Annotated in this window: 19 protein-coding genes, 3 pseudogenes and 1 riboswitch; of the genes and pseudogenes, 14 read left to right on the plus strand and 8 right to left on the minus strand. The window is 71.0% G+C overall.

Annotated features, from left to right (window positions below):
* Nucleotides 1-140 precede the first annotated feature (140 nt).
* Both ACZ7IB_RS35795 and ACZ7IB_RS35800 read right to left on the minus strand, forming a co-directional pair.
* The gene (locus tag ACZ7IB_RS35795) at nt 141-287 is read right to left on the minus strand and encodes a hypothetical protein (protein ID WP_470918423.1); all 147 of its coding nucleotides are present in this window, start codon (nt 285-287) and stop codon (nt 141-143) included.
* Nucleotides 288-491: 204 nt separating this feature from the next.
* A complete protein-coding gene (locus ACZ7IB_RS35800) occupies nt 492-2,531 on the minus strand; it encodes a SpoIIE family protein phosphatase (RefSeq protein ID WP_470918514.1) in 2,040 nt (679 codons plus the stop codon).
* 654 nt (nt 2,532-3,185) lie between these two features.
* Between ACZ7IB_RS35800 and ACZ7IB_RS35805 the strand changes: the two genes are divergently transcribed.
* A complete protein-coding gene (locus tag ACZ7IB_RS35805; protein ID WP_470918424.1) occupies nt 3,186-4,463 on the plus strand; it encodes a streptophobe family protein in 1,278 nt (425 codons plus the stop codon).
* Between the two features lie 9 nt (nt 4,464-4,472).
* On the opposite strand, the pseudogene ACZ7IB_RS35810 reads toward ACZ7IB_RS35805, so the two are convergent.
* The 3 genes and pseudogenes from ACZ7IB_RS35810 to ACZ7IB_RS35820 all read right to left on the minus strand — a co-directional run bounded on the left by ACZ7IB_RS35810 (nt 4,473) and on the right by ACZ7IB_RS35820 (nt 8,629).
* Nucleotides 4,473-5,513 (minus strand): annotated as a pseudogene (locus ACZ7IB_RS35810) (serine/threonine-protein kinase).
* Nucleotides 5,513-6,259, minus strand: a complete 747-nt coding sequence (locus ACZ7IB_RS35815; RefSeq protein ID WP_470918426.1) for a hypothetical protein — start codon at nt 6,257-6,259, stop codon at nt 5,513-5,515. Before ACZ7IB_RS35815 ends, ACZ7IB_RS35810 begins: the two are co-directional and overlap by 1 nt.
* Nucleotides 6,260-6,274: 15 nt before the next feature.
* Complete coding sequence (locus ACZ7IB_RS35820; protein WP_470918427.1) at nt 6,275-8,629, minus strand: FHA domain-containing protein; 2,355 nt, start codon at nt 8,627-8,629, stop codon at nt 6,275-6,277.
* A gap of 224 nt (nt 8,630-8,853) precedes the next feature.
* On the opposite strand from ACZ7IB_RS35820, the gene ACZ7IB_RS35825 reads away from it, so the two are divergent.
* Complete coding sequence (locus tag ACZ7IB_RS35825) at nt 8,854-10,527, plus strand: PHP domain-containing protein (protein WP_470918429.1); 1,674 nt, start codon at nt 8,854-8,856, stop codon at nt 10,525-10,527.
* 44 nt (nt 10,528-10,571) lie between these two features.
* Here the strand turns inward: ACZ7IB_RS35825 and pgm are convergent, their stop codons facing one another.
* Entirely contained in the window at nt 10,572-12,212 is a 1,641-nt protein-coding gene (gene pgm, locus ACZ7IB_RS35830; protein WP_470918430.1) for a phosphoglucomutase (alpha-D-glucose-1,6-bisphosphate-dependent), read from the minus strand.
* A 248-nt stretch (nt 12,213-12,460) separates the two neighbouring features.
* Here pgm and ACZ7IB_RS35835 point away from each other — a divergent pair, with 248 nt between their 5' ends.
* The 3 genes and pseudogenes from ACZ7IB_RS35835 (at nt 12,461) to ACZ7IB_RS35845 (ending at nt 13,921) form a co-directional block, all read left to right on the plus strand.
* Nucleotides 12,461-12,943 carry a GNAT family N-acetyltransferase gene (locus ACZ7IB_RS35835; RefSeq protein WP_470918431.1) on the plus strand — a complete coding sequence of 161 codons (483 nt, stop codon included), beginning with the start codon at nt 12,461-12,463 and terminating at the stop codon, nt 12,941-12,943.
* 54 nt (nt 12,944-12,997) lie between these two features.
* Nucleotides 12,998-13,513: pseudogene (locus ACZ7IB_RS35840) on the plus strand (alpha-amylase family glycosyl hydrolase); the annotation flags it as partial.
* Between the two features lie 90 nt (nt 13,514-13,603).
* Nucleotides 13,604-13,921, plus strand: a complete 318-nt coding sequence (locus ACZ7IB_RS35845) for a cupin domain-containing protein (protein ID WP_114242880.1) — start codon at nt 13,604-13,606, stop codon at nt 13,919-13,921.
* Here ACZ7IB_RS35845 and ACZ7IB_RS35850 read toward each other — a convergent pair.
* A complete protein-coding gene (locus ACZ7IB_RS35850) occupies nt 13,911-15,176 on the minus strand; it encodes an MFS transporter (protein WP_470918433.1) in 1,266 nt (421 codons plus the stop codon). The genes ACZ7IB_RS35845 and ACZ7IB_RS35850 overlap by 11 nt on opposite strands.
* A gap of 80 nt (nt 15,177-15,256) precedes the next feature.
* Between ACZ7IB_RS35850 and ACZ7IB_RS35855 the strand changes: the two genes are divergently transcribed.
* The 4 genes and pseudogenes from ACZ7IB_RS35855 to ACZ7IB_RS35870 all read left to right on the plus strand — a co-directional run bounded on the left by ACZ7IB_RS35855 (nt 15,257) and on the right by ACZ7IB_RS35870 (nt 18,813).
* Nucleotides 15,257-16,132, plus strand: coding sequence for a LysR family transcriptional regulator (locus ACZ7IB_RS35855; protein ID WP_470918435.1), 876 nt, complete (start codon nt 15,257-15,259; stop codon nt 16,130-16,132).
* Nucleotides 16,133-16,267: 135 nt separating this feature from the next.
* Nucleotides 16,268-16,750: pseudogene (locus ACZ7IB_RS35860) on the plus strand (GNAT family N-acetyltransferase); the annotation flags it as partial.
* A gap of 1 nt (nt 16,751) precedes the next feature.
* Nucleotides 16,752-17,639, plus strand: coding sequence for an ABC transporter substrate-binding protein (locus tag ACZ7IB_RS35865; RefSeq protein WP_470918437.1), 888 nt, complete (start codon nt 16,752-16,754; stop codon nt 17,637-17,639).
* 241 nt (nt 17,640-17,880) lie between these two features.
* Nucleotides 17,881-18,813: a carbohydrate kinase family protein gene (locus tag ACZ7IB_RS35870; RefSeq protein ID WP_470918438.1), complete on the plus strand. Its 933-nt coding sequence runs from the start codon at nt 17,881-17,883 to the stop codon at nt 18,811-18,813.
* 153 nt (nt 18,814-18,966) lie between these two features.
* Here the strand turns inward: ACZ7IB_RS35870 and ACZ7IB_RS35875 are convergent, their stop codons facing one another.
* Nucleotides 18,967-20,259, minus strand: a complete 1,293-nt coding sequence (locus ACZ7IB_RS35875) for a hypothetical protein (RefSeq protein ID WP_470918439.1) — start codon at nt 20,257-20,259, stop codon at nt 18,967-18,969.
* Nucleotides 20,260-20,456: 197 nt separating this feature from the next.
* Between ACZ7IB_RS35875 and ACZ7IB_RS35880 the strand changes: the two genes are divergently transcribed.
* The 5 genes from ACZ7IB_RS35880 (at nt 20,457) to ACZ7IB_RS35900 (ending at nt 25,378) form a co-directional block, all read left to right on the plus strand.
* Nucleotides 20,457-21,734, plus strand: a complete 1,278-nt coding sequence (locus ACZ7IB_RS35880; RefSeq protein ID WP_470918441.1) for a beta-ketoacyl-[acyl-carrier-protein] synthase family protein — start codon at nt 20,457-20,459, stop codon at nt 21,732-21,734.
* 13 nt (nt 21,735-21,747) lie between these two features.
* Nucleotides 21,748-23,619, plus strand: coding sequence for an acyl-CoA dehydrogenase family protein (locus ACZ7IB_RS35885; RefSeq protein WP_470918443.1), 1,872 nt, complete (start codon nt 21,748-21,750; stop codon nt 23,617-23,619).
* Nucleotides 23,620-23,624: 5 nt separating this feature from the next.
* Nucleotides 23,625-23,792: a hypothetical protein gene (locus ACZ7IB_RS35890; protein ID WP_470918445.1), complete on the plus strand. Its 168-nt coding sequence runs from the start codon at nt 23,625-23,627 to the stop codon at nt 23,790-23,792.
* A gap of 87 nt (nt 23,793-23,879) precedes the next feature.
* Nucleotides 23,880-24,158 carry an acyl carrier protein gene (locus ACZ7IB_RS35895; RefSeq protein ID WP_470918446.1) on the plus strand — a complete coding sequence of 93 codons (279 nt, stop codon included), beginning with the start codon at nt 23,880-23,882 and terminating at the stop codon, nt 24,156-24,158.
* Nucleotides 24,155-25,378 carry a beta-ketoacyl-[acyl-carrier-protein] synthase family protein gene (locus ACZ7IB_RS35900; RefSeq protein ID WP_470918447.1) on the plus strand — a complete coding sequence of 408 codons (1,224 nt, stop codon included), beginning with the start codon at nt 24,155-24,157 and terminating at the stop codon, nt 25,376-25,378. The genes ACZ7IB_RS35895 and ACZ7IB_RS35900 overlap by 4 nt, the downstream gene beginning before the upstream one ends.
* 78 nt (nt 25,379-25,456) lie before the next feature.
* Nucleotides 25,457-25,644, plus strand: a riboswitch (cobalamin riboswitch).
* Nucleotides 25,645-25,666: the final 22 nt, after the last annotated feature.

Genomic DNA, 25,666 nt, shown 5'->3' on the forward strand with positions numbered 1-25,666 from the left:
GGAGGTGACCGCCGTTTCCGGGTATGCCTACCCCCCTCCTCCGCCCCCCCCCCTCTTCCCCCCCCCCCCCCCCCCCCCCCCCCCCCCCCCCCCTCCCCCTCCCCCCCCCCCACCCCCCCCCCCCCCCCCCGCCGCACTTGTCAGTGTTCGTCGGACCGCCGAGCGGGGCGCTCCGCATTGAGCGCGTCGACCGCCCCGCGGACGTCTCCGATCGTCATGTAGTCGACGGCGACGAAATTCACCGGACTGCCCAGCTGCTGCTCGCACCGGTGCGCACGGTCGAGCACCCCTCGGGACCTGCGCGGGGATCAGACTGTCGAGCGCCTGGTTCAGGTCGGCCGAGAGCTCTGCGAAATCCGGCTCGGGCTTCTGACTGGTAGAACGACGGGGAAACCACGGTGCTGCGTGCCGTCGCGGTCACCGCCATTACCAGCGTGCACTCGGCCGCCACGAGGAACGCGGCCGTGCGCAGCGGGTGCCGCACGCCGAGGTCAGGGCTCATCTGCCACGGACGGGATCTCCTGCTCGGTCCACAGGGCCTTGCCGTCGCTGTTGTACCGGGTGCCCCAGTGGGTGGCGAGCTGGGAGACGATGAACAGTCCGCGTCCGCCCTCGTCGACGGTGCGCGCATGGCGCAGATGGGGTGACACCCGACTGCTGTCGTGCACCTCGCAGGTGAGCGAGCGGTCCAGGATCAGCCGCAGTTGCAGCGGAGGGGTGCCGTAGCGGACGGCGTTGGTGATCAGTTCGCTCACGATGAGTTCGGTCGCCTCGGTCGTCTCCTCGTCGAGGTTCCAGCCGTCGAGCCGGTCGCGCACGAGCGTACGGGCGATGGCGGGCGTGGTCCGGTCGTGGGCCAGCTCCCAGGTCGCGACGCGTTCGGCCGGGACGACGCCGGTACGTGCGAGGAGAAGGGCGGCGCCCTCGGGACAGTCCCCGGCCGGAAGGGTGTAGACGACGTCGTCGCACAGGTCCTGCAGACTCCGGCCGGGCTGCGCGAGCGTTTCCCCTACCCGGTTTGCGGAACCGCTGCCGGTCAGGAGGGCGCCGGTGAAGAACGCCAGAACGCTGCCTTCGTCGAGCTCGAAGGCAGCGGTGGCGAACGGCGAACTGTCGGTGGAGAAGAGCGAGGGCCCTTCGGGTACGTCCAGGGCGGCCGTGGTGCCGTCGGGCGTGACGAGAACCGGCGTCGGATGCCCCGACCGTGCGATGGTGCAGGTACGGGAGAACGGGTCGTAGACCGCGTACATGCAGGTCGCCTCGGGCGATTCCCGGTGCAGTCGGTCGCCGGGCGGAAGCGACGCCCGTTCGACGGCCAGGCGGCCGGCGGTGTCGCTCAGCCGGGCAAGCACTTCGTCCGGCTCCAGGTCGAGACCGGCCAGCGCGTGGATGACGGTCCGCAACTGCCCCATGGTGATGGCCGCCTGGAGGCCCGGACCGTCGACATTGCCGATGATCAGAGCGGTGCGCGCGCCGGAGAGGCCGATGGTGTCGAACCAGCAGCCGCTGTTGCGCCCGGGCAGCAGGACGTGTGCCGTCTCCACGGCGATCCGGTCACCGTCGCGCTGGGGGAGGAGCCGGCGCTGGACCGTCGACGCGATCACATGGTCGCGCTCGTAGCGCCGTGCGTTGTCGACGCTCAGTGCGACATGAGCGGCTGCGGTCAGAGCGAGCGGGACATCGTTCTCCTCATAGGGCTCCGCCCCCGGGCACCGGTAGAGACTCACCAGACCGAGGACCGTGCCGTGCAGTTTCAGCGGGACCACGATCAAGGAGTGGGCCCTGGTCGCTTCGATCATCCGGGCGCTGTCGGGGTCCGCGTCGAGCCACGGTGTCCGGGGACCGATCTGGACGAGACGGGGCCGGAGATCCGACGCGGCCAGAGCGTAGGGGGTACGGGCGGGCAGCCTGCGCATCTCTCCGGCCAGGCCGTCCCTGCGACCGTCGGCGCCGAGGCCCCGGACCGCCGCGCGGCGCAGTGGGACATCGCGCCCCAGGGGTCCGGTCGGCGGATCCGAACCGCGCAGGACCTCGTCCACCACCTCGACCACGGCGAAGTCGGCGAACACCGGAACGACGGCCTCGACGAGCCCCTCGCAGGTGGCCGCCACATCGAGTGACCTGCCCACCCGCGTGCGCACCGCGGCGAGACACGCCGCCCGGACGCGCGCCTTCTCCTGCTCGTTGATATCGACGACCGCGGCCAGCAGCCCGAGGGTGCGACCGTCCGCATCGTCCAGACGGTAGACGGACACCCTGAGGCTGCGATTGGGGCCGGGGGCGTCCTGGAGCCGGCCGCGGATCACTTGGTCGCGCGCGGCCACGCCGGTGTCCAGCACTCCGCGCAGTATCCGCTCCGCTCTGTCCGGCTGTTCGAGGTGGTACGCGTCGGTGAAGTGACGCCCCGCAAGGAGCTCGGCGTGGACGACGTCGGAAAGGGGGTTCGCCCGCACCACCCGCAACTGCGTGTCCAGAACATGCAGGCCCACCGCGGACTGGGTGAACAGCGTGTGGAGGACCGCCGCCCCCATACCGTCGACCGGAGTCGACCCGGGGTCCGGTGCACCGGCGTCCGAGTCCGACACGGATTCACCCCCATCAGGATCCGTCCACCGCGCGTATCGGTGGGTAGGGACAAGCGTCGACGTACCCTGCCCGCTTCGCCACTGCTCAGTGGCAGACGGATGAACAGCCGCCGGGACCACGGAAGCACGACGGTTCACGCTGCTCCGCGCCCCTCCTGGGAGCCCGCCGGCCCGTCGGCCGGCGGGGTGCCACCGGAGGCCGGCCGGGCGGGCGTCGCCACGGACTCGGGGGCCGACCCCGTGTCCGACGCCGGCGGTGGGGGCGGCGCCCCGGTGGACGGGGGCACCGGAGCCTGCGGTTCGGTCGTGGCCGTGGTGGGCGGCGAGGAGACCGAAGACGGCGAGGACGGCGCGGTGGTCGAGGACGGTGGCACAGGTCCCTGTTGCGTGGGGCCCGAGAGAGGGCCGGAGGGCGGTCCTGTGGGGCGGCCGGACGGCGGGGTTCGGTCACTCACGGGTTCTTCTTCCGGGCGGTAGGCATCGGTCCCGATTCTTCCCTTACGTGCACATTGTGTGCGCCATGCTCGAGAGGCCCGCAAGCCGACGCCGACCGGCTCTCCCAAGGGGCGGAGTGCCCGGCGCCGTGCCTAGCGTGGCCCCGTGAGCGAACAGGGAGCCGGGGACCGGAGCGGCAACGGACGCAGCGCCGAGCACGGCTGGGGCGACGCCCTCGTCACGGTGCTCGCCGGGCTGGCGGCCATGGCCATCACGGCCGCGCTCGGACTGTGGGCGGCCGGCGCGACCGCTCTGCCGGACGGTGCGTTCCCGCGCGTCGTCGCGGCTGTCGTAGTGATGGCGGCGGGCGGCACGGTCGACCTCTCCGGGGACGCCGGGGACCTCGCGAAGACCCACGCGGACCTCTCGGTGCTGCCGCTCTCGGTGACCGTCGCCGGCGCGTTGGTGATCGCCGCGGGTTTTCTGCGTCCGCTGCGTCACCGGGCCGTCGCGGGCACCCGAGAATTGTCAGGCTGGGCCGCCCGGGTGGCAGTGCTCTGGGCGCTGGTGCTCATCGGCCTCTCGCTGCTCGCTCGCCAGACGTTCGCCGTCGCGGTCGGGGGGCCGACCGGCACGGTCATCAGCGACGTGTTCGACGCATCCCCCGAGGTCGGATTCCGGGCCGATGTCCTCCTCACCCTCGTCCTCGGCCTGATCTGGCTGGCAGGGGTTCTCGTCCTCGCTCTGCTCGTATCGCGGGCGGCGCCGCTCCCCGGCCGGCTGGTGCGCTTCCAGGAGTCGGTGCGCCCGGCCGCGTACACCATGGTGGTGTTGCTGCTCGCGTGGGTCGTACTGGGACTGGTCGTCGGGCTCGTCGTCGCGGTGACCCGCGGTCACCCGGCCGAGACGTTCGCCGTGATTCTCCTGGGGCTGCCGAACCTTGTGTGGCTCGCCTTCACGCTGGGGCTCGGGGCGTCGTGGGAGGGACGGGTGGACGGCCCGTTCGGGCTGCCCGTGCCGCATGTGCTCGACTCCGTACTCCGTACCCCCGACATTTCCACCCTCGACGTCACCACGCTGGCCGATGCCGACGCGCGGTCCTGGTGGCTGGTGGTCGTCGCCGCGGTACTGACCCTGTCCGCCGCGTTCCTCATGGCGATTCGCTCGCCCGCCCGGATGCCGCCCTGGCAGCACGCCGTGCACATGGCGGTGGGGCTCGTACTCACCGTGCTCACCATCTGCCTGACCGTCGCCATCTCCGCGCACTACGGACTGTCGCTGCTGGGCATCGGGGATGTGGACGGCGGCCTCGGCGGGCAGGTCACCCTGCGCCCGCACGTAGGGAGCGCACTTGCTCTGGCCGCACTCTGGGGGCTGGTCACCGGGTTCCTCGGCGGCCTGCTCGGCTCCAGGGTCCTCCGGCGCGGCGAAGTGGCCGGCTGACCACCGCGCCTACCGCCGGAGCCCGGGGAACACCGGCAGTGCCCACCGTGGCGGCCCGGGCGGTGGCTCGGGCCCCGGGGACCGGGTGGCGATCCGTTCGTCCACCCGGTCGGCGGATGGTTGTCCCGCGCACCGCCCCGGGCGGCCGAGCGCAGGGCAGCCACGAACTGCAGACATGAGTCGTACCGGTCGTCCGGGCTCTTGGCCAGCGCCTTCGCCAGTACGTCGTCCACCGCGGCCGGGAGATCGGGGCGCAGCCCGCTCAGGGGCGGCGGCGGGTCGAACTGGTGGGCCCGCAGCAGCCATGTCGTCGTCGCGCCGGAACGGCGGAACGGCGGAACGCCGGCCAGGGTCTCGTGGACGACACACGCCAGGCTGTAGACATCGCACCGGCCGTCCACCGGACGGCCGGAGATCTGCTCGGGCGCCACATAGTCGACGTTCCGACGAACTGGCCCACCGAGCTGAATCCGGTCAGCGACAGCGACTTCTTCGGCAGGCCAAGTCGGTGAGGTACACATGCTCGGGGTGGTGGTTGTCCGTGCCCGCCGCGACCAGGATGTTGCCTGGCTTGACGTCCCGGTGCACCAGGTCGTGATCGTGGGCGCCGTCGAGTGCGGACGCCACCTGCGCGGCGATCCGGACCGCCGTGCCGATCGGCAGCGGCCCCTCGCGGTCCATGCGAGCGCGCAGGTCCTGACCTGCGACGTAGCGCATGGCGATGTAGAGAATGCCCTCGGTCTCACCGGCCTCGAAGACCGGCACGATATGCGGATGGTCGATCGCGGCCGCGACCCGTGACTCATGGGTGAAGCGTTTGCGGAATGTGTCGTTGCGCGCGAGTTCGGGTGCCAGCAGCTTGAGAGCGACCGTGCGGTCCAGTCGCAGATCCTTGGCCCGGTAGACCACCGCCATGCCACCGCGGCCGATCTCGCTCTCCACCACATAGCCCGCGATCTGCTTCCCGATCAGACCGGAAGGCCTGCCGACGGGCAGCTCGGTGCCCCGCGAGGAGTGCGCGGCAGCCGGGCGCCGGGGCTCGCCGGCCATCACTCGTCACCCGCCCGGGTGGGCGGATGCGCGGCGGGCGTGCCGGATTCGTCGACCGGGTGGACGATCTGGGTCAGTTCCTCGTCGGCCTCTTCCGGCGGCCGGTCCCGGACCGTCCGTTCCGTGTGGACGATCTGTGTCAGCTCCTCGTCGGTCTCTTCCAGCGCTCGGGCGTCGGCCAACTGCTCGGGCGAGACGACCTGTGTCGGATCCGCTTCGACCGCCTCCGCCGGCCCGTCCGCCCGGGCCGCGCTCGGCCTGCCCGGTCCGGCCGAGGCCGCGTAGGTGCTCAGCCGCGTCCCGTCGCAGTACACCCAGCGCTTGTGCTCGGCGTCGTACAGCCACACCGCCTCGCCGTCCACGACCATCCCCACCCGCAGCCCCTGCGTACGGCGGCGGAAGGTCTCCCCGTCGATACGCCCATCGGCCAGCTCCTCCGCGGCGCGCCGGTACTGGGCCAGCGACTCCTGGACCCGGGCCAGCAGGGGGCGCGGATCCGCCGTACGAGCGAGCGGCTGCCCGGCCATCGGCGGCCCCTGCGGTACGGAGACGAGCAGGCGGCCGTCGATCCAGGCCGACCAGCCGTTGGCGCACAGGACCTGCCCCCAGGCCCCGCGCCGGTCGATGAGCTGTACCGGGAGCAGCGGGTCGAGCGGTTCGGTGGGGCGGGACACGTCCGGCGCCTCCCAGGCGGGCAGCCCCTCCTGGGGGACGGCACGGGTCGGGCGGAACTCCGGAGTCACCATGGGCGCCTGCTTCCGCTACTTCCGCATGACGGCGGGTTCGTGCCGGCGCAGTAGCCGCGCGATCACCAGTCCGAAGACGACCGACAGCACCACCAGCATCCCCATGTTCAGCAGCCACACCGATGCGGAGTGCTCGAACAGCGGATCCGAGCTCACCCTTCCCGGCACGATCCGGGCGAGCCCGATGGTCCCGCCCATCGCCGCGAGCGCCCACCGGGACGGCACCAGCCACGCCAGCTGCTCCAGGCCGGGCACCCCGTGCAGCTTCAGCAGTGCACCGCAGAAGACGACCTGGACGATGGCAAGGAGCACCAGCAGTGGCATGGTGACCTCCTCCTTGCGCACCAGCGCGGAGATGAGCAGACCGAGCATCATTGCCGTGAACGACAACATGGCCACGGCCAGCGTGATCTCGACCAGCGGTGGCAGGAGGACGCCCTTGCCGCCCGGAGCGTTCAGATCGACGCCCACCAGACCGACGAGGGTCAGGACCACGGCCTGCAGCATAGTAATGGTGCCCAGGACAACCACTTTGGACATCAGATACGCCGATCTGGACAGACCGACAGCCCGCTCCCGCTGGTAGATCGCCCGTTCCTTGACCAGTTCCCGTACGGCGTTGGCGGCGCCGGTCAGTACGCCGCCCACGCAGAGGATCAGCAGTGCGTTGATCGCCGTGTCCTGGGTCAGACGGCTGCCGGCCAGGGCGCGGGTCATCGCGCCCATCACGAACGGCAGAGCGATCATGATGGCCAGGAACGTCCGGTCGGCACTCAGCGCGGCGGCATAGCGGCGGACCAGCGTCCGCAGTTGAGCGCCCCCGCTCCGGGTCTTCGGCGGCGGCGCGACCGGCGCGACCGCGGCGTGCGGCAGCCGCGGCTGCGCGGTGGAGTTGGCGATGTACTGCCGGTGGAACGGGGACGCGCGGTACTGCGTCGACCATTCCCGGTCCCGGTCGTTCTCGAACGCCTCGAAGGCCTCCGGCCACTGCTCGAACCCGAGGAAGGCGAGTGCGTCGTCCGGCGGCCCGTAGAAGGCGGTCTTTCCGCCGGGGGCGAGGACCAGCAGCCGGTCGCAGACATCGAGGCTGAGCACACTGTGTGTGACGACGATGACCGTACGCCCGTCGTCGGCCAGCCCCCGGAGCATATGCATGACCGAGCGGTCCATGCCGGGGTCGAGCCCCGAGGTCGGCTCGTCGAGGAAGAGCAGCGACGGCTTCGTCAGCAGCTCCAGCGCGACGCTGACGCGCTTGCGCTGGCCGCCGGAGAGGCTGTGAATCGGCTGCTCCGTCCGCTTTTCCAGAGCCAGCTCACGTATCACTTCGGCGACGCGGGCCCGGCGTTCGGACGGGGCGGTGTCGTGCGGGAAGCGGAGCTCGGCGGCGTACCCGAGGGCGCGGCGCACGGTCAGCTGGGAGTGCAGGATGTCGTCCTGCGGGACGAGCCCGATGCGATGGCGCAGCTCGGCGTAGTCGTGGTAGAGGTCGCGGCCGTCGTAGAGGACACTGCCCTCGTCGGCCGGGCGGAGGCCGGTCAGTGCGTTGAGCAGGGTGGACTTCCCGGAGCCGCTCGGACCCACCACGCCGAGCAGACATTTCTCGCCCACCGGGAAGGAGACATGGTCGAGCAGGGTCTTGCTGCCCCGGTCCACGGTGACCGCCAGGTCCTGCACATCGAGCGAGACCTCACCGGTGTCGACGAACTCCTGCAGCACGTCGCCGACCAGGGAGAACTCGGAGTGGCCGATGCCGACGATGTCACCGGCGGCGACCGGGGCGCGGCCGACCAGCTGGCCGTTGAGATACGTGCCGTTGTGCGAGCCGAGGTCGACGATCTCGTACGTGCCGTCCGGATGTGTCCGCAGTTCGGCGTGCCGGTGCGAGACGGTCAGGTCGTTGACGACGAGGTCGTTGTCGGGGCTGCGGCCGATGCGTACGTTATGGACGGGCCGCGGCCGCACGGTGGTCGGCTGCCGGAACGTAACGGTGGCCGAGGGCATGGAGACGGCGGACGGGCGGTCGGCCGGATGCAGAGTGGCGGTCGGGGGCCCCTGGCCGACCAGAACGACGCACGGCCCGTCCGCGGGGTGACCGAACCGGATGACGCTGCCGGGGCCCACGCCCGACTCATGGATGCGCCTGCCCTCCGTGTACGTGCCGTTCGCACTGTCCTCGTCCTCCAGTGACCAGTGGTCGGCCACGGGCCGCAGCACCGCGTGGTGCCACGAAACCCGTGCGTCGTCGATGACGATGTCGCTCATGGGGTCGCGCCCGACGTGGTAATCCCGGCTCGGACTCATCACAGTCGGCCCTGCGTCGGTTTCGAGAACGAGTTCGGGCGCAGTCGGCGTGACAGGCCGTTCTCCCATGCCCAAATTGTAGCGATACATGCTGTTATATGCCCGGCGTATCGCACTGAACGGACTCCGCCCAGCCGGTCCGCAGCCACCGCATCCGGCGCGCCACAGGTACGACCCCCGCCCTTCAGTCCAGGTTCACCCGACATTTCCGGAATCAAGAAACCCTCATCACGGCGGCGCCGCGATCCGGGCCTCGGGCCGTTGCCGCCCTGCACTGAGGAGAACATCGCGCCATGTCCCACCCCGTGCCCGAATGGGCCGACCCCCAGGTTCCCGCGGAGTCACTCGACCCGCAGGGTCTCAGCCGCCGAGGTCTGATGCGCCGAGCCGGTCTGTTCGGTGCGGCCTTCGCCGCCGCTTCGCTACCGCTGCCCGCGCTGGCCGACAGTCGGGGAGGGCGGTCCCAGGGACTCGGTCACGGACACGCCCCCGACCTGGTCTATCTGGTCGGCGATCACCACAACCACTCCGTCTACAGCCATGACGCCAAGTACACCTTCTCCCAGCTGGCCTCGGCAGGACAGAAGTTCGGCCTCGACTGGATGGTCTTCACCGAGCACAGCAACATCGGCCATGCCGAGCTCGGCGCCGCTCAGGAGCACCGGGAGATCCTCAAGGCCCGCGCCGACAACGAGCGCATGCTGATCTTCCAGGGCCTGGAGTGGTACATCCCCGGTGCCGAGCACTGCACCGTCTTCTCACCGCCCGGACGGCATGAAGTCGATCTCCTCACCCGTTTCGAAGAAGCCTTCGACGGCAAGCTGCTCGGCTACACCGCCGGTGCCCCCACGCACTCCGACACCCCGCGGAACGAGGCGCACGCGGTCAAGGCCCTCAAGTGGCTGGCCGAACAGCGCCGCACCCGGTACGTCGACGACGTGCTCGTACTCGCCAACCACCCCATGCGGCTCGGTATCGACTCCCCGCACGAGATGCGAGGCTGGCGCGACGCGGCCCCCGAGATCATGATCGGCATGGAGGGCGCCCCGGGCGCCCAGGCAGGGGCGATCCCGGGCTGGCACCCGGATACCAACATCCGCGGCGAGTACACGAATTCACCCTCCGCCGACTCCTGGCCCGGCTACCCGCGCGAGGCGTACGTCACCTACGGGGGCTTCGACTGGGCGACCGCGACCGTCGGCGGCCTGTGGGACGCGATGCTGGCGGAGGGCAAGCTCTTCACGATCACCTCCAACTCCGACGTCCACCGCGTCGCCCAGGACACCTGGGTCAACGGCGCCTGGCCGCCCGGCCGGAACTTCGACAACACCGGCCACGTCCCCGACCCGTACGACACCACCGAGCCGCAGCCCGGCGGCGACTTCTGGCCGGGCCAGTTCAGCCGTACGCATGTCGGCGTCACCCGGTACGGCTACCGGCACGTGATGGAGGGATTGCGGGCCGGCCGGGTCTGGGTCGACCACGGCCATCTCATCGACGGCATCGACGTCAAGGTGCGCGGCGAGCACGGCAACAGCGCCACACTCGGTGGCCGACTGCGCGCCCGGCGCGGCGAGAAGCTCACCCTCACCGTCACGGTGACGGCCGCCTCCCGCCGCAATCCGTACGGTGTGCTGCCGCGCCTGGAGCACGTCGACGTCATCCGCGGCGCGGTCCGCGGCCCGGTCGCCGACCGCGACGACTGGCACGCCCCGGACACGCGGCTCGCCCACACCGCCGACGTTGCGGGCCGACGCGGCACGTACACCCTGCGCATCCCGGCCGGGCGTGCGGACGAGCCGTTCTACCTGCGGCTGCGCGGCAGCGACGGCAAGCGCCACGGAACGGGATTCCTCGGTGCGTCGATCGACCCGCACGGCCCGCTCCCGCACGAGCCCGGCAAGGGCAACCCATGGCTCGACACCTGGTTCTACACCAACCCGGTCTTCGTGGACATCGTGCGCTGAGCCCGCCGAACGGCCGGGGCCGCCCGAGGCGGCCCCGGCCGGTCTCAGGCGTCCAGCGCCGCGGAGACCACGGCCTTGGCCTCCTCCTGCACCCGGCCGAGATGGTCGGCGCCCAGGAACGACTCGGCATAGATCTTGTACACGTCCTCGGTGCCCGATGGACGGGCGGCGAACCAGGCGTTCTCGGTGGTCACCTTGATGCCGCCGATCGGTGCGCCGTTGCCGGGCGCCTTTGTCAGCACGGCCGTGACAGGTTCACCGGCCAGGGTGTCGGCCGTGACCTGCTCGGGGGAGAGCCGTGCGAGAACCGCTTTCTGCTCGCGGTCGGCGGGAGCGTCGATCCGGGCGTACGCCGGCTCGCCGAACCGGCCGGTGAGCGCCGCATAGTGCTCAGACGGGGACTTGCCCGTCACCGCGAGGATCTCGGAGGCGAGCAGCGCCAGGATGATGCCGTCCTTGTCGGTCGTCCACACCGAACCGTCTTGGCGCAGGAAGGACGCCCCGGCCGATTCCTCGCCGCCGAACCCGAGCGATCCGTCGGCCAGTCCGTCCACGAACCACTTGAAGCCGACCGGCACCTCGACCAGCTCACGGCCGAGGCCGGTGGCGACCCGGTCGATCATTCCCGAGGAGACCAGCGTCTTGCCGATGCCCGCTGCGGCCGGCCACTGGTCGCGGTGGGCGTACAGGTAGTTGATGGCGACGGCGAGGTAGTGGTTCGGGTTCATCAGCCCGGCGTCGGGTGTGACGATGCCGTGCCGGTCGGCGTCGGCGTCGTTCCCGGTCGCGATCTGATAGCGGTCGCGCTGCCCGATCAGCGAGGCCATCGCGTACGGCGAGGAGCAGTCCATCCGGATCTTTCCGTCCCAGTCCAGCGTCATGAACCGCCAGGTGGGGTCGGTCAGGGGATTGACCACGGTCAGATCGAGCCGGTGCTGTTCGGCGATGCGGCCCCAGTACGCGACCGACGCGCCGCCCAACGGGTCGGCACCGATGCGTACTTCCGCCGAGCGGATCGCGTCCAGGTCGAGCACGGACGGCAGGTCCGCGACGTAGCTGCCGAGGAAGTCGTACGTCCCGGTGGTCGACGCCGCCCGTGCGCGGACGTAGGGCAGCCGTCGTACGTCCTTCATTCCGGCCGCGATGATCTCGTTGGCCCGGTCCTGGATCCAGCCGGTGGCCTCGGAGCCGGCCGGGCCGCCGTTCGGCGGGTTGTACTTGAACCCGCCGTCACCGGGCGGGTTGTGGGACGGAGTGACCACCACGCCGTCGGCGAGCTGCGAGGTCCGGCCCCGGTTGTGGGTGAGGATGGCGTGCGACACCGCCGGGGTCGGGGTGTAGCCGTCGGCCGGATCGATGAGCACGGTCACGTCATTGGCGGCGAACACCTCGATGGCGGTGATCCGGGCCGGTTCCGACAGCGCATGGGTGTCGGCGCCGAGGAAGAGCGGCCCGTCCGTGCCCTGCAGCGCCCGGTACTCGCTGATGGCCTGGCTGGTGGCGGCGATGTGGTCCTCGTTGAACGCGGTGGCCGTGGACGACCCGCGATGGCCGGAGGTACCGAAGGTCACCCGTTGGCCGGGCTCGGCCGGATCCGGGTGCAGCGTGTAATAAGCGGTGACCAGCCGGGCCACATCGGTGAGATCCTCAGGCCGGGCCGGCTCTCCAGCTCGTTCGTGCGGCATCTGCCCACTCCTCCATATCGGTCGGTCGTTGCGATCTTCCCCTCCGCCATTTTCGCGGGTGGCCCGCGCCGGTCCGCGACTGCCCCGCCGTGGACACGCACCGGCGCGGAGGGAAGGGCCGGCCCGGATGAACAGCCCAAATCCTGTGGAGGCGTGGCTCCGGCCCGACATATGTTTGTCCACGACGACGAGCAGCCCACCGCAGAGTGCGAGAAGTGGCGGGTTCCGACCGAAGGGGAAGCGACGAGATGGCACTGACCGAGTCCGCAGCGGCCGACCGCGCCTCGCTGCGCGAGGCCGCCGCCGAGGACGCGGAGCCGCTCACCCGGCTGTTCCTCGCCTCCCGCGCCGCAGCCATGCCGTACCTGCCGAGGGTGCACAGCGACGAGGACACGCTGGCCTGGATGACCCATGTCGTCCTGCCCGGAACAACGGTGTGGATCGCCGAGACCGGGGCCGGGGAGGTGCTGGGGTTCGCCTCCCTCGACGGAACGGAGCTGGAACACCTGTATCTGCGACCCGATGTGCGGCGTCGGGGCATCGGCTCGCTGCTCCTGGCCAAGGCGCGCGAGATCGCCCCCGACGAGCTCACTCTGTACGTCTTCCAGCGCAACACCGACGCCCGGGCCTTCTACGAGCGGTACGGCTTCACCGCGGTCGGGTTCGACGATGGCAGCCGCAACGAGGAGAAGGAACCGGACGTCAGGTACCGGTGGACCGCGAACGGCTGACGGCCCGCGCCGTCGGGGACGAACGCGCGGGTACATCCGCGGCACTTGCGTGAGCTTCCCGGCTGCCAGGGCAAGGAACCGGGTCTTCCGGAGGCGGATATTCCGCGTGACCGGATCCAGGACCCCATGCACTTCCGCTCGGGCGGCACCGACCCGGGACGCGACGGGTGCCGGGTACCGCTGCCGTGGTCGGCGCAGGCACCGTACGCCGGCTTCGGCTCCACCACGGAGCCGTGGCTTCCGTAGCCGGCCGACTGGTCCTCGTACGCCGCCGACCGGCAGAGCGCCGATCCGCAGTCGATGCTCAGCCTCTACCGCGAAGCTCTGCGGCTGCGCCGGACCGAGCCGGGCTTCCGGGTGGCGGCGGGTTTTGGTGCCCAGCAGATGACCTGGCTGCCCTCGGCGCCCGGGGTGTTCGCCTTCACCCGGACCGGCGGACTGATCCGCGTCGCCGATCCGGGCGCGGAACCCGTCGAACTGCCCGGACACACGGACATCCTTCTCACCAGCGGCCCGCTGGACGAGGAGAGGAGGCTCCCGCAGGACACGACGGCCTGGCTGCGGAACTGACCGAGGGGGAGCCGACGGGGCGACCGGTAATCCGTGCGGTGGGCCTGCGGCAGGATCGCGGGGGGACGAGGGCTGCGGCACAGTGGGCATATGGACGATCTGAATGCCCTCGCCGATGAGCATCTGGCCGCGGCCCGCACCTCAGCACACGGCCGCAGCGCCCACCGCCTGCTGCATGAGGAACCCCTGCGCCAGACCGTCATCGCCCTCACCTCCGGCTCCGCCCTCGACGAGCACAACGCACCCGCCGCGGCCTCCCTCCAGGTGCTCCGCGGCAGGGTACGCCTCACGGCGCCATCCGGCGATGTGGAGCTGAGTGCCGGAGGACTCCACCCGATCCCGCAGGAGCGGCACGGGCTGCTGGCGCTGGAGGACGCCGTGGTGCTGCTGACGACCGTCAACGAGTGACGGCGACGGACCCGGGACGTGCGACGGAGGCCATCCGGACGCGCTCCAGGACCCACAGCACAAGGCTTCCGGCGGCCAGCGAACCGCCCAGGATGCAGATGCCGCTCCAGCCCGCCCGTGCCCAGAGCACCGAAGCGAGTGCGGCTCCGGCCGCCCCGCCCATGAAGAAGAGCGTCATGAATCCGGAGTTGATCCGGTTGCGGGCCTCCGGGCGGAGCGCGTAGATCACATTCTGTGCGCTGTTGAGCCCCGCCTGCTGGGCGATGTTCAGCGAGATCACCCCGACCGCCAGCCACAGCAGGGAGGACTCGCCGGCCAGCAGCGGCAGCCAGGAGAGCGTGAGGAGCGCGGCCGCCGTTCCCGACACCGCCTGTACCCGGCCGCGGTCGCTCAACCGGGCCGCGAAGTTCATGCCCACCACACCGATGACGCCCACCAGACCGAAGAGTCCGATGGCGGCCGCGTTCCAGCGGAAAGGGGGCCGGGTCAGCAGAAACGTCAGCGCGGTCAGCTGCACGCTGTACGAGGCCATGGAGAACGCGCCGATGGCTGCCCGCCAGCGGAGCAGAGGCTCCTGCCGCAGCAGGGACAGTGTGGAGCGCAGAAGCCCGGTGTACGACATCGGGGCCGCGTCGCGCTGCCGGGGCAGCCGGGGGAGCCGTTTGTGCAGAAGTATCGCCATGACGGCCATGAGCAGCGCGTTGACCCAGTACGCGGTCCGCCAGCCGCCGAGCTCGGACAGCGCGCCGGAGGCCATCCGCCCGAACAGCCCGCCGAGCAGGACACCGGACATGACGACGCCGACGATCCTGCCGCGTTCGGCCGGAGCCGCGAGCGTCGCCGCGAACGGCACCACGACCTGCGCGCCGACGGAGGTCAGCGCGGTGAGCAGAGTCCCGGCGATCAGCAGGGGGCCGGTGGGGGCAGCGGCCGTGGCCAGGAGGAAGAAGGCGGTCAGCGCGAACAGGCTCACGGCGAGTCGTCGGCGTTCCATGACGTCCCCGAGGGGAACGAGCAGGATCAGGCCCAGCGCGTATCCGGCCTGCGCGGCGGTCACGATAAGCCCCGCCGCGGTGACACCGATGTGCAGATTCACCTCGATGATGTCGAGCAGCGGCTGCGCGAAGTAGTTGCCGGCGGCCGAGAGTCCGGCAGCGAGGGCCATCAGCAGGACCAGGCCGCGCCCGAGAGCGGGCGAATCGGGGAGAGTGCGCGGGACGGCCCGGCTTCGGGTCCCGTGTGTGGAATGAGCCATGTCCCTCAGCGTCGGGGATTCACCATCCATGAGTCCAACACATGTTTTTCATTCCATCGATCGTGGTTCACGATGGATGGATGGAACTTCAGCAGATGCGGTACGTCGTCGCGGTGGCCGAACTGGGGAACTTCACCCGCGCCGCGAAGAGGTGTCTGGTCGTCCAGTCCGCGTTGAGTCATCAGATCGCGCGGCTGGAGAAGGAGCTGGGGGCCCGGCTCTTCGACCGCACCAGCCGTCAGGTGCGGCTCACCGCGGCGGGCGAGGCGTTCCTGCCGGAGGCCAGGCAGGCGCTGGACGCGGCGGAGCGGGCCCGTGCCGAAGTGGCCGCCACGGCGGGTGAGGTCCGCGGGCGCCTGGCGGTCGGAGCCATCCCGACCGTCGCCGCGGTCGATATCCCGGCCGCGCTGCGGGCGTTCCACCTCCGCTACCCGAAGGTGCACATCGTCCTGCGCGACGGGGCGAGCAAGGACCTGGTCCAGGAGGTGCGGGACGGCGTGCTCGACGTGGCGTTCCTGGGCGTGCTGCCGAGCTACCGGCCGAAGGGCGTGAGCGATCACGAACTCGCCACGGGCGAACTGGTCGCCGTCGTGGCCCCCACCCACTCCCTGGCCGGTGAGGCGGAAGTGAGTCTGGAGCGGCTGGCGAAGGAGATGTTCGTCGACTACCCCGACGGCACCGCGGCCCGGGCGCAGTCGGAGGAGGCGTTCGCGGCGATGGGGCTCACCCGCGAGGTGGCCTTCGAGGTCAGCGGCACCGACTTCATCGTCCGGCTGGTCCGCAGCGGGCTCGGCATCGCCATGCTGCCGGCCGCCTTCGCGGCGGAACTGACCGGCGTACATGTGCTGCCCGTCCGCGACGCGCCTGCCCGCACGGAGCGGTTGGTCTGGAGCCGCTTCCGCCCCACCCCGGCCGCTGCGGCGTTCCTGACCGGACTCGGCGTCGACGCCGGCTGAACATTTCCTTCAGCCTTCCGGCAGCGACCGGCGGCGGCTCCGCAGGAAGTCCCGCTCGGCCGTGTTCGCCGTGCGGTCGACAGCGGCGTCGTACGCCGACGCGGCGTCCGAGGTACGGCCCAGCCTGCGGAGCAGATCGACGACGGTACGGGCCGAGCGGTCGGCTACATCCTGGGAACCGCGAACACGGCGCGGTTCGTCGAAGCGTTCCGCGAGAATCGGCTGCCGTCGGTCGAGGAGCGCTTCCCGGCGCTCGACGGCCCGCCGCGTACCCCCAGCGAGGAGATGATCGCCCTCCTGCACGACCCGGAGCGGATGATCCTCCCCGAACTGGCGGCCCATCCCGCGCACTTGCACATCGATCTGCTGCCCGCACGGCAGCGGAAAGGGTACGGAAGAGCGCTGATGCGTACGTTCCTGGCTGCGCTGCGGGCCAAGGGGGTCGAGGCCGTGCATCTGTCCATCCCTCCGGGGCGCCGGCCCCGGCCACCCGCGGGCGTCTTCGCGTCATCTGTACCGGACTGGCCATGGGAGGGGGTGTCACGGGGGTTGGCTGGGCAGGTACTGGTGTACGACCCGGAAAACGGGGCGAAGCGGCCGGCGCCGAGGGGTGTGTGACGTGAGGGAGCAGACCGTGTGGCAGTTCTCCGACGATCGTGGGCAGTTGTCGACCGCCGGGCGGCGCCCGACGCGGGTGCTCGCCTATGTCCAGGCCGGAGCGACCCTGTGGGACCACGGGATACGCCCGAGCGCAATATTCGGCTCCGATCACGACGACCAAGCCGTGCCGGACGCGGCGAAGACCGGATCGATGTCGCTGACCGAGGTCGGCTACCTCGGTGCAGGCAGCACCCTGGATGTGGACACCCTGCTGAGCGGTGAACCGGACCTCGTGGTGGCCGTCAGCTACGGCGGCGGTCATGTCTACGGGCTCGCCCCGGAGACCGCCAAGCATCTGGCGGAGCACGTCCCGGTCGTCGTCATCGACGTGGGCCAGGCGCGCACCCTCGCGGAGATCGGTGACCGGTTCGCGAAGCTGGCACGCTCACTCGGCGCCGAGGAGGTCACGACGGCGACACAGGACCTGGAGCCTGCCCGGGACCGGCTGCGCACACTCGCCGCCGGACCGGACCGGCCCAGGGCGGTCGCCCTTTCCCCGGCCGGGCAGGACCGGACGCACCTCGCCCGCCCCCGCATGTGGCCCGAGCTGCGTGTGCTGGCCGAGCTCGGCGTCGACCTGGTGGAGCCGGCCGAGGGGCCCGGCGCGAACTGGTCCACGGTCGGCTGGGCGGACGCCGCGGCGCTGCGCCCCGCCATCGTGCTCGCCGACATCCGCGCCAACGCCACGCCCCTGGACGAGCTCCGGACGAACGAGGAGTGGTCGGCGATCGAGCGCGTCGCCCGGGTGCTGCCCTGGAATCCGGAGCCGGTCTGCAGCTCGCAGGCCCATGCACGGTTCCTGACACTTGTGGCCGACGCGCTGGAGGCCGCCGCCCGCCGGATTTGACGTACGGGACGGCGGGCAGACGACCGTACTCGCCGAAGTGCCCCTGCCGCTGCGCACCGGGGTGACTCCTGCGCTGCGGATCCGCGCCCGGGCGTACGGATCGAGGCGTTCATCGACGGCCGTCCGGTCATCGATGTGACGGACACCCGCTATGCAAGCGGCAGGATCGGGCTCAATGTGTTCGGAGGCCGCACCGCCTACCAGGACACCTTCGGCACCGCACTCTAGGAGACCCCAGCTCATGCTCGACAGACTCGACCTGCTGGTCATCGGCGAATGCGTCGCCGACATCGTCCGGCTGCCGGGTGCGGCCGACCAGGTCCACCCGGGAGGCAGCCCGGCCAACGTCGCGTACGGTCTGGCCCGGCTCGGGCACGGCGCAACCCTGCTCACCCAGCTCGGCCCGGACGACAACGGGCGGCTGATCAGGGGCCATCTGACCGGCGCCGGGGTCGAGATCCGCACGGACGGTGCCACGGAACCCACCCCGTCCGCCGCCGTGACCCTGGGCGACGGCGGCCAGGCCGCGTACACCTTCGAGATCACCTGGACGCTCGACGCGGTCTCCCTGGACCGGGCGCCCCACCACGTCCACACCGGATCCATCGCGACGGTGATGGAACCCGGAGCGGCCACCGTCCTCGCCGCCGTCGAGTCGCTGCGGACGTCCGCGACCATCAGCTACGACCCCAATGTGCGGCCCGAGCTGATGGGGGACCACGACGCGGCCGTCCGCAAGGTCGAGTGCTGCGTCGCGCTCAGCGATGTGGTCAAGGCCAGCGACGAGGACCTGCAGTGGCTGTATCCGGGCCAGGAGCCGGAGCGGGTCGCCGAGCAGTGGCTCGCCACCGGCCCGGCCGTCGTCCTCGTCACCCGGGGAGGCGACGGTGCCCTGGCCGTCATTCCCGACGGTCAGGTGACGGTCGATGCGCTGCCCGCCGACGTGGTCGACACGGTGGGGGCGGGCGACGCCTTCATGTCCGGCACCCTGCACGCCCTCGCCTCGCACGGGCTGCTCGGTGCGGACGGCCGTGAACGGCTGCGCGCACTGGACCGGGACACCGTGACCGATGTCCTGCGTCACGCCGCGGCCTCCGCCGCCGTGACCGTCGCACGGGCCGGTGCCAACCCGCCGGACGAGGGGGAGTTGAAGGCGGCATTCGCCCGTTTCTGAACAGCCCCGGCATGACGGTGTCACCTCCCCCTCGCGGGGACGGTGACCCCGCCCTGTCATGCCGTCAGCGCGGGGTCACCCGATCGGAATGACCCGGGTCCGTATGCCGGACCGTGACGCCGGGAGACGGTAGGTAGGCTCGTTACCCGTTTATTACCCGGGCGCCGCCAGATGCGGCGTGCTGTCGTCGTCGAGGAACTCGATGACGGCGAGGGCGAACAGCGCGCACAGCGCGATCCATACGGTGACCAGGCCCGTCGGTCGGTCCCACGCCACCAGGACCGCGGCGGCCACCACGACCACCGTCCAGTTCAGCCAGAGCCTGGCGCGGTGCACCCACCTGCCGACCGGGCCGCCGGTGACACCGGCCGCGTCCCGTACGGCACCGATGCCGCCGCTCCACATCGCCTTGACGCGGGTGGCGGCGCGGCCGTCACCGGTGAGCCAGGCGGCGAGGGCCACCACAATGCCGAACGTGAGCACCAGGCGGACCAAGGCGCGTACGGGGCCGGCCAGGGCGTCGAAGACGGAACCGGCGGCCGGCTGGGACACCGCGGACGGGAGACTGTCGAGATAGAAGGCACGGCCCACCCACACGGTCAGCCCGAGCACCGCGGCACCCGCCGCGATTGCCAGAGCCGCCGTGGCCAGTGCGCGACGGCGGCGTATCGCGAGAAGCACCCCGCCCGCAGCAAGGACCAGAGTGACCAGCGGCAGCCAGAAACCGATGATCTGGAGGGCCCGGAACCACTTCTTGGCCTTGCCGACCGAGCCGGAGGTCAGCACCGTGAAGTCGGTGTGGATCTCCGGGATCTTCGCGGCGGCCGTCAGCCCCCGATCGACGAGGCGTTGCTTCACCCGGTCGATCACCGGTGCCAGGTCGATGGTGACGGTGTCATTGGTGAGTTTCACCGCCCCGCCGCCGCTCCCGGACAGTGCCTTCATCGTCGCGGACTGGGCGGTCCGGTTGAGGTCGGTCCAGATGGTCTCGAAGGCGTCGCCGGCGACGAACTTCTCCACGGTCCCGTGCACGAAGTCCGAAACCCCCGTGGTCAGGGGACCGCTCAGTCTCGAGAGCGCCTTGTCGACAACCGGCCGGTCCGCCGGGGCGACGTCGGCCAGCAGCGCCTTCACGTCGAGGTGCTTCATGACGGCGCCGGTCACGCGATCGGCCACCGCAGACTGCACATCGGGGTCGGAGGCGAGTGGCGCCATCATCGCCACATAGTTGTCCGTGTCGCCGATCTCGTTCTCCGCCCAGGTGGACACGATGCTCAGCGGTGTGAGGACGGCCGCGACGAGAATGAGCAGCACGGCGAAGAACGAACGGGCCCGCAGCCGGTGCCGTGCCGGGGCACGGGCCTCCAGCACCGCCACCCTGGCGCGCAGCGCCTCCAGTTCCGCGCGCGCTTGCGGGGACTGATACTGGTTACCGTCCGCTTCCATGTCCCAAGGGGATGCCCTGCCGGTGCACACAGCGCGGCGGACTGCTGCGGACGGGTGAACGCCTTCACCGGGCGCGCGGCGAGGTTCGGTCCACTCGGCCCATCGGTGACCCGTTCGGCTCAGTGAGCGCATCCTCGCCCGGGCGACTGCCGTTCGACATCCGGTAGACGTGATCGGTTACGGAGGAGGGGCGGATCATGGGGCGGGTCGACATGGGTGTCGCGGTTACGGGAGTGGGGCTGGTGACCCCTGCGGGCGCGGACGAGCACACCTTCTGGGCGGGACTGTGCGCCGGTGTGTCCGTGGCACGGCGATGTGAGGAACTGGCCGGGCTCCCGGTCGACTTCGCCTGTCCGGTGGACGGGATCGACCTGGACGAGGCCGTCGGCGGACGCTCGGGGTGGCGCATGGCACGGTTCGTGAAGATGGCGCTGGTCGCCGCCCGGCAGGCGGTGGCGGACGCCGGGCTGTCACCGGAGCGGTGGCACGGCGACCGGGTGGGAGTAGTGCTCGGCGTCGGTGTGGGCGGGGTGTCCGTGCTCGTCGACAATCTGCGCAAGCTGGACGGCGGCGGACCGGAGGCGGTGTCGCCGCTCCTGGTCCCGATGATGATGCCCAATGCCGCCGCCGGGGAGGTGGCCATCGCCCTGCGGGCCCACGGTCCCAGCCTGGCACCGGCCACGGCCTGCGCGTCCGGGGCGACCGCGATCGCCGTGGCCCGTGACCTGCTGACGAGCGGCCGCTGCGATGTGGTGGTGGCAGGCGGCGCGGAGTCCGTACTGACTCCGCTGGTGGTGAGCGCCTTCGCGGGAATGGGAGCGCTCTCCCTGCGCACCGGCGATCCGGCGGGCGCGTCGCGGCCGTTCGCCGCGGACCGGGACGGGTTCGTGATCGGTGAGGGTGCCGCCGTGCTCGTGCTGGAGCGGACACTCGATGCGCAAGCCCGCGGCGGACGGGCGCGCGCCCTGCTGACCGGCGCGGGTTCCGGCACCGATGCCCACCACCCCACAGCCCCGGACCCGGAAGGAGCCGGTGCGCGCAGGGCCGTGGAGGCGGCGCTGCACGAGGCGGGCTGGGTGGCCCACGAGGTCGACCACATCAATGCGCACGGCACATCGACCCCGCTGAACGACGCGATGGAGACAGCGCTCATCTCGGGGCTCTTCCCCCACCGGCCGTCGGTGACCGCGCCGAAAGGTGTGCTCGGGCACACCCTCGCCGCGGCCGGGGCGATCGAGGCGGTGGCCACCGTACTGACCCTGGAGCACGGTCTCGTCCCGCCGATCGCCAACCTGGCCCCGCTGCCGGACCGGTTCGACCTCGACTGTGTGGTCAAGGAGCCCCGCATGCAGCACGTCGAGCGGGCACTCAGCCACTCCTTCGGCTTCGGCGGACACAACGTCGCGCTCGCCTTCCAGCGCGTGGACGCGGACGGCCCGCCGAAGACGGCCCCCGGTGTCCTTGCGGTCGGCTGATCGTTCTTGTCTCATGACCGCAACGATCGACGACCTCCGCACCGAACGGTCCATGGAACTGCTCACGGGTGTGCTCCTGGGCGACAACTTCCGCCGGGAGCACGGCTTCTGGCAGCGAATGATCAGCACGGAACCGTTCCGCCGCCCGGACCGCTGCACTCCCGACGAACGCCTGCGTCTCGCGTACGAGCGGCTGCGTATCCTCAACGACTGCCTCGACAGCGGCGCCCGGCTCGCCGCCGACCCGCGCGCCCTCGCGGCCCTGCACGAATGGCTCGGCCCGGTCGACCCGGCCCTCACCACGGTGGCGGGCATCCACTACAACCTCTTTCTCGGCAGTCTCCTCGACCACGAAGGCGACAGCCGGCTCGATCTGTCGGACTTCCTCCGACTGCGCAGCATCGGCACCTTCCTCTGTACGGAGGTGGCGCACGGCAATGACGCGGCGGCCGTCGAGACCACGGCCGCCTACAACCGCGAACGCGACGGGTTTGTGCTGCACACACCGCATGCCGGCGCCCAGAAATTCATGCCCAACACCAGTCCGGCAGGCGGTCCCAAGACCGGTCTTGTGGCCGCGCGGCTGCTCGTCGACGGCACCGATCACGGCGTCTTCCTCTTCCTTGTACCGCTCACCGATGCCGTACGGGCCCTGCCCGGCGTACGGGTGCGCAGACTTCCCGCACGCATGGGGAGCCCGGTGGACCACTGCCTGACCTCCTTCGACCAGGTCTTCGTGGGGCGCGACGCGCTGCTCGGCGGGGACCACGGACGGATCGGTGACGACGGCGAGTTCAGCAGCGCTGTCGACAACCGCAGGCGTCGCCTCCTCACGTCGATCGGGCGCGTCACCTCCGGCAAGATCTCCATGAGTGCCTGCGCGGTCGGCTCCGCGCGCGCAACGCTCGCCGTCGCCGTCCGATACGGCAGCCACCGGTACATCTCCGGGCCCCGCGGATCGCGTCAGGTACCGGTGATCGCCCACCGCAGCCACCACGCCCCGCTCGCCCGGGCCATGGCCACGGTCTTCGCTATGAGCCTGCTGCACCGCAGGGCCCTGAACCGCTGGGAGGGAAGGGAGGACGGCTCGGGCTCGGGCCGGGAGGAGGCGGAGCGGCTGGTCGCCGTCGCCAAGGGTTGGATCAGCTGGCAGGCCAGGTCCGTGATCGTCGAATGCCGTGAACGGTGCGGTGCCCAGGCGCTCCTGGAGAACAACGGTATGACCGAACTCATCACCGGAGTGGAAGGCGTCATCACCGCTGAGGGCGACAACCTGGCCATCCACGCCAAGGCGGCCGCGGAAATGCTCTTCGCCATCGAACCGGCCGCGTACGACGCTCCCTTCGGCGGCGAACCCGGTGATCTCACCGACCCCGGGTTCCTCGGCAGGCTCCTGGCTGTGCTGGAGGAGATCTGGTTCGGCCGGGCCAGGGAAAGGCTGGGCCGCGCACCGCACGGTGACCCTCTGGAGCGGTGGAACATCGCATCCGGTCCCGCCCTTCGGGGCGTCGAGGCCCACGCCCACCGACAGGCTGCCGAGGCGTACGCGGACGCGGTGGCAGGTCTGCCGGACGGACCCGCCCGTGAGCGGCTGGTCGAGCTGCAGCGGCTGTTCGCACTCGACCGGATCGCCCGGAACAGCGGTGATCTGCTGGCCGCGGGATATCTGACAGCTGATCAGGTCAATGGATTGCCGGACGCCTTGGAAGAGCTGATCACCGCCGTCGCCGCTCATCTGCCCGCCCTCGCCGACTCCTTCGCGCTGCCGCAGGAACTGCTCGCCGACTGGCCCATCGCGGGGGCCGATTACGTCGATGCGTACGACGATCCGGCGGCGGCCTGGCAGTCGGACGGGGACCGGGCGACGGCCCCGGGGGAGCGGTGAGAGCCGTGACAGGGACGGGAACAGTTGTGCGGACGGCGCGGGTACGGGAGGCGGCCGGGACCCTCGGTGTCCGCGTTGTGCTGCTGGTCTTCTGGGGTACGGCAGCCGTCCTGGCCCGGTGGTGCACGCAGCCGCAGCAGGGCGGTGGCGAATCGGTTCGGCACAAGGCGTAACTGGAGGCACGTCACCCAGTTGATTCGGCGTCGGGACGGTGCCCCCGCCGTCCCCGGCAGCCGTACCGAATGATGGAGAGGAAGCTCATGAGTGCGATTCATCCCGAGATCACCGAGGTTCTGACACACACCTTCAAAGTGCCCGTCGCCGAGATCCGCCCGGATTCCACGATGGACAGCCTGGAGATGGACTCCCTCGCCGTCGCCGAGTTCGCCGTCCTCATCAGGGAGACGATGGGCGGCGACGGGGACTTCGACAAGCTCCCCAAGGACGCCACCCTGGCCGACATCACGCGGTACATCGACGCGACAGCCGGCAGCGGGGCGCTGATGGGCGGCGTGGCACCGACGAGCAATGCCCGATGAACAAGCCCGCGATTGCCGTAACAGGCCTGGGAATGATCACCCCTGTCGGCAACGATACCGAATCCACCTGGAAGGGTGTGTGCGCCGGAGTCTCGCCGGTGCGTACCGTCGCGGCACTCGAAGGCTGCGCGATCGACTTCGCCTGCACGGTCGACGGTATCGATCTGGACGCCGCGATCGGCGGCCGCACGTCCTTCCGGATGGGGAAGTACGTCAAGTTCGCCGTTCTCGCCGCCCGGGAGGCGGTCGCCGACGCCGGACTCGACCCGGCGCAGTGGGAGGGCAGCAGGGTCGCGGTGGTCGTCGGCACCAGCAGCGGAGGCTCCGCCGCACTGACCGAGCAGGCCGTCGTACTCGACCGGCACGGACCGGATGCCACCTCGCCATCGGGCATCCTGCTCACCATTCCGAACATGCCCGCGGCCGAGATCGCCATCCAGTTGCGGGCCACCGGTCCCAGCCTGGCACCGTGCACCGCCTGCTCGTCCGGCGCCACCGCACTGTCCGTCGCCCGCGATCTGCTGGTCACCGGACAGTGCGACATCGCGATCGCCGGAGCCACCGAGTCGATCGTCTACCCGGTCGCCATGACCGGATTCGCCCGGTCCGGAGCCGCGGCCCGTGCGGAGGGCGACCCGGCCAGGCGGTGCCGGCCCTTCGCGGCCGACCGTGCCGGGCTGGTCATGGGTGAGGGCGCCGCCGTCATGGTGCTGGAACGGGCGGACGACGCCGTCGCCCGGGGCGCCACGCCGCGGGCACTGCTCGCGGGCACCGGCGCCACCACCGACGCCCACCACCCCACAAGCCCGCACCCGTCCGGCGCGGTCGCCCAGGCCGCGGTCGAGGCCGCGTTGCGCGACGCGGGCTGGGCGACCGAGGACGTCGAGCACGTCAACGCACACGGCACGGCGACACCGATCAACGACGCCACCGAGGCCGCCCTCATCGGCCGGGTCTACCCGCACCGGCCGCCCGTCACCGCCCCGAAGGGCGTACTCGGGCACTGCATGGGGGCGGCCGGAGCGATCGAGGCAGGACTGACCGTCCTGACGCTCCAGCGCGGAGTCGTACCGCCGATCGCCAACCTGGACGCCCCGGCGCCCGAGTTCGACATCAACTGCGTCACCGAGCAACCCCTGCGCAAGTCCATCCGGCGCGCCGTCAGTCACTCCTTCGGCTTCGGCGGGCACAACGCCGTGATCGCTCTTGAGCGTCCGTAGGCATCGGGCAGGTGGTGCGACGGGAGCACAGCCCGGCGTACCACCGGCCACACCGCCCATGAGCTGCGCGGAGGCTCGTGATAGCTTGCCGAAGCCAGTCAAACTCCACGTAGGGGTCAGGGAATCCGGTGAGAATCCGGAACTGACGCGCAGCGGTGAGGGGGACGGGCGGGGCCACGGCCACTGGGACACCCGCAGGTGTCCTGGGAAGGCGTCCCGTCCGTAGGAGCCCGAGTCCGAAGACCTGCTGGCACCTGCGACCCGGTACCGGGCGCAGGACTCCGTACA

It is taken from the genome of Streptomyces sp. NPDC037301, assembly GCF_055602785.1.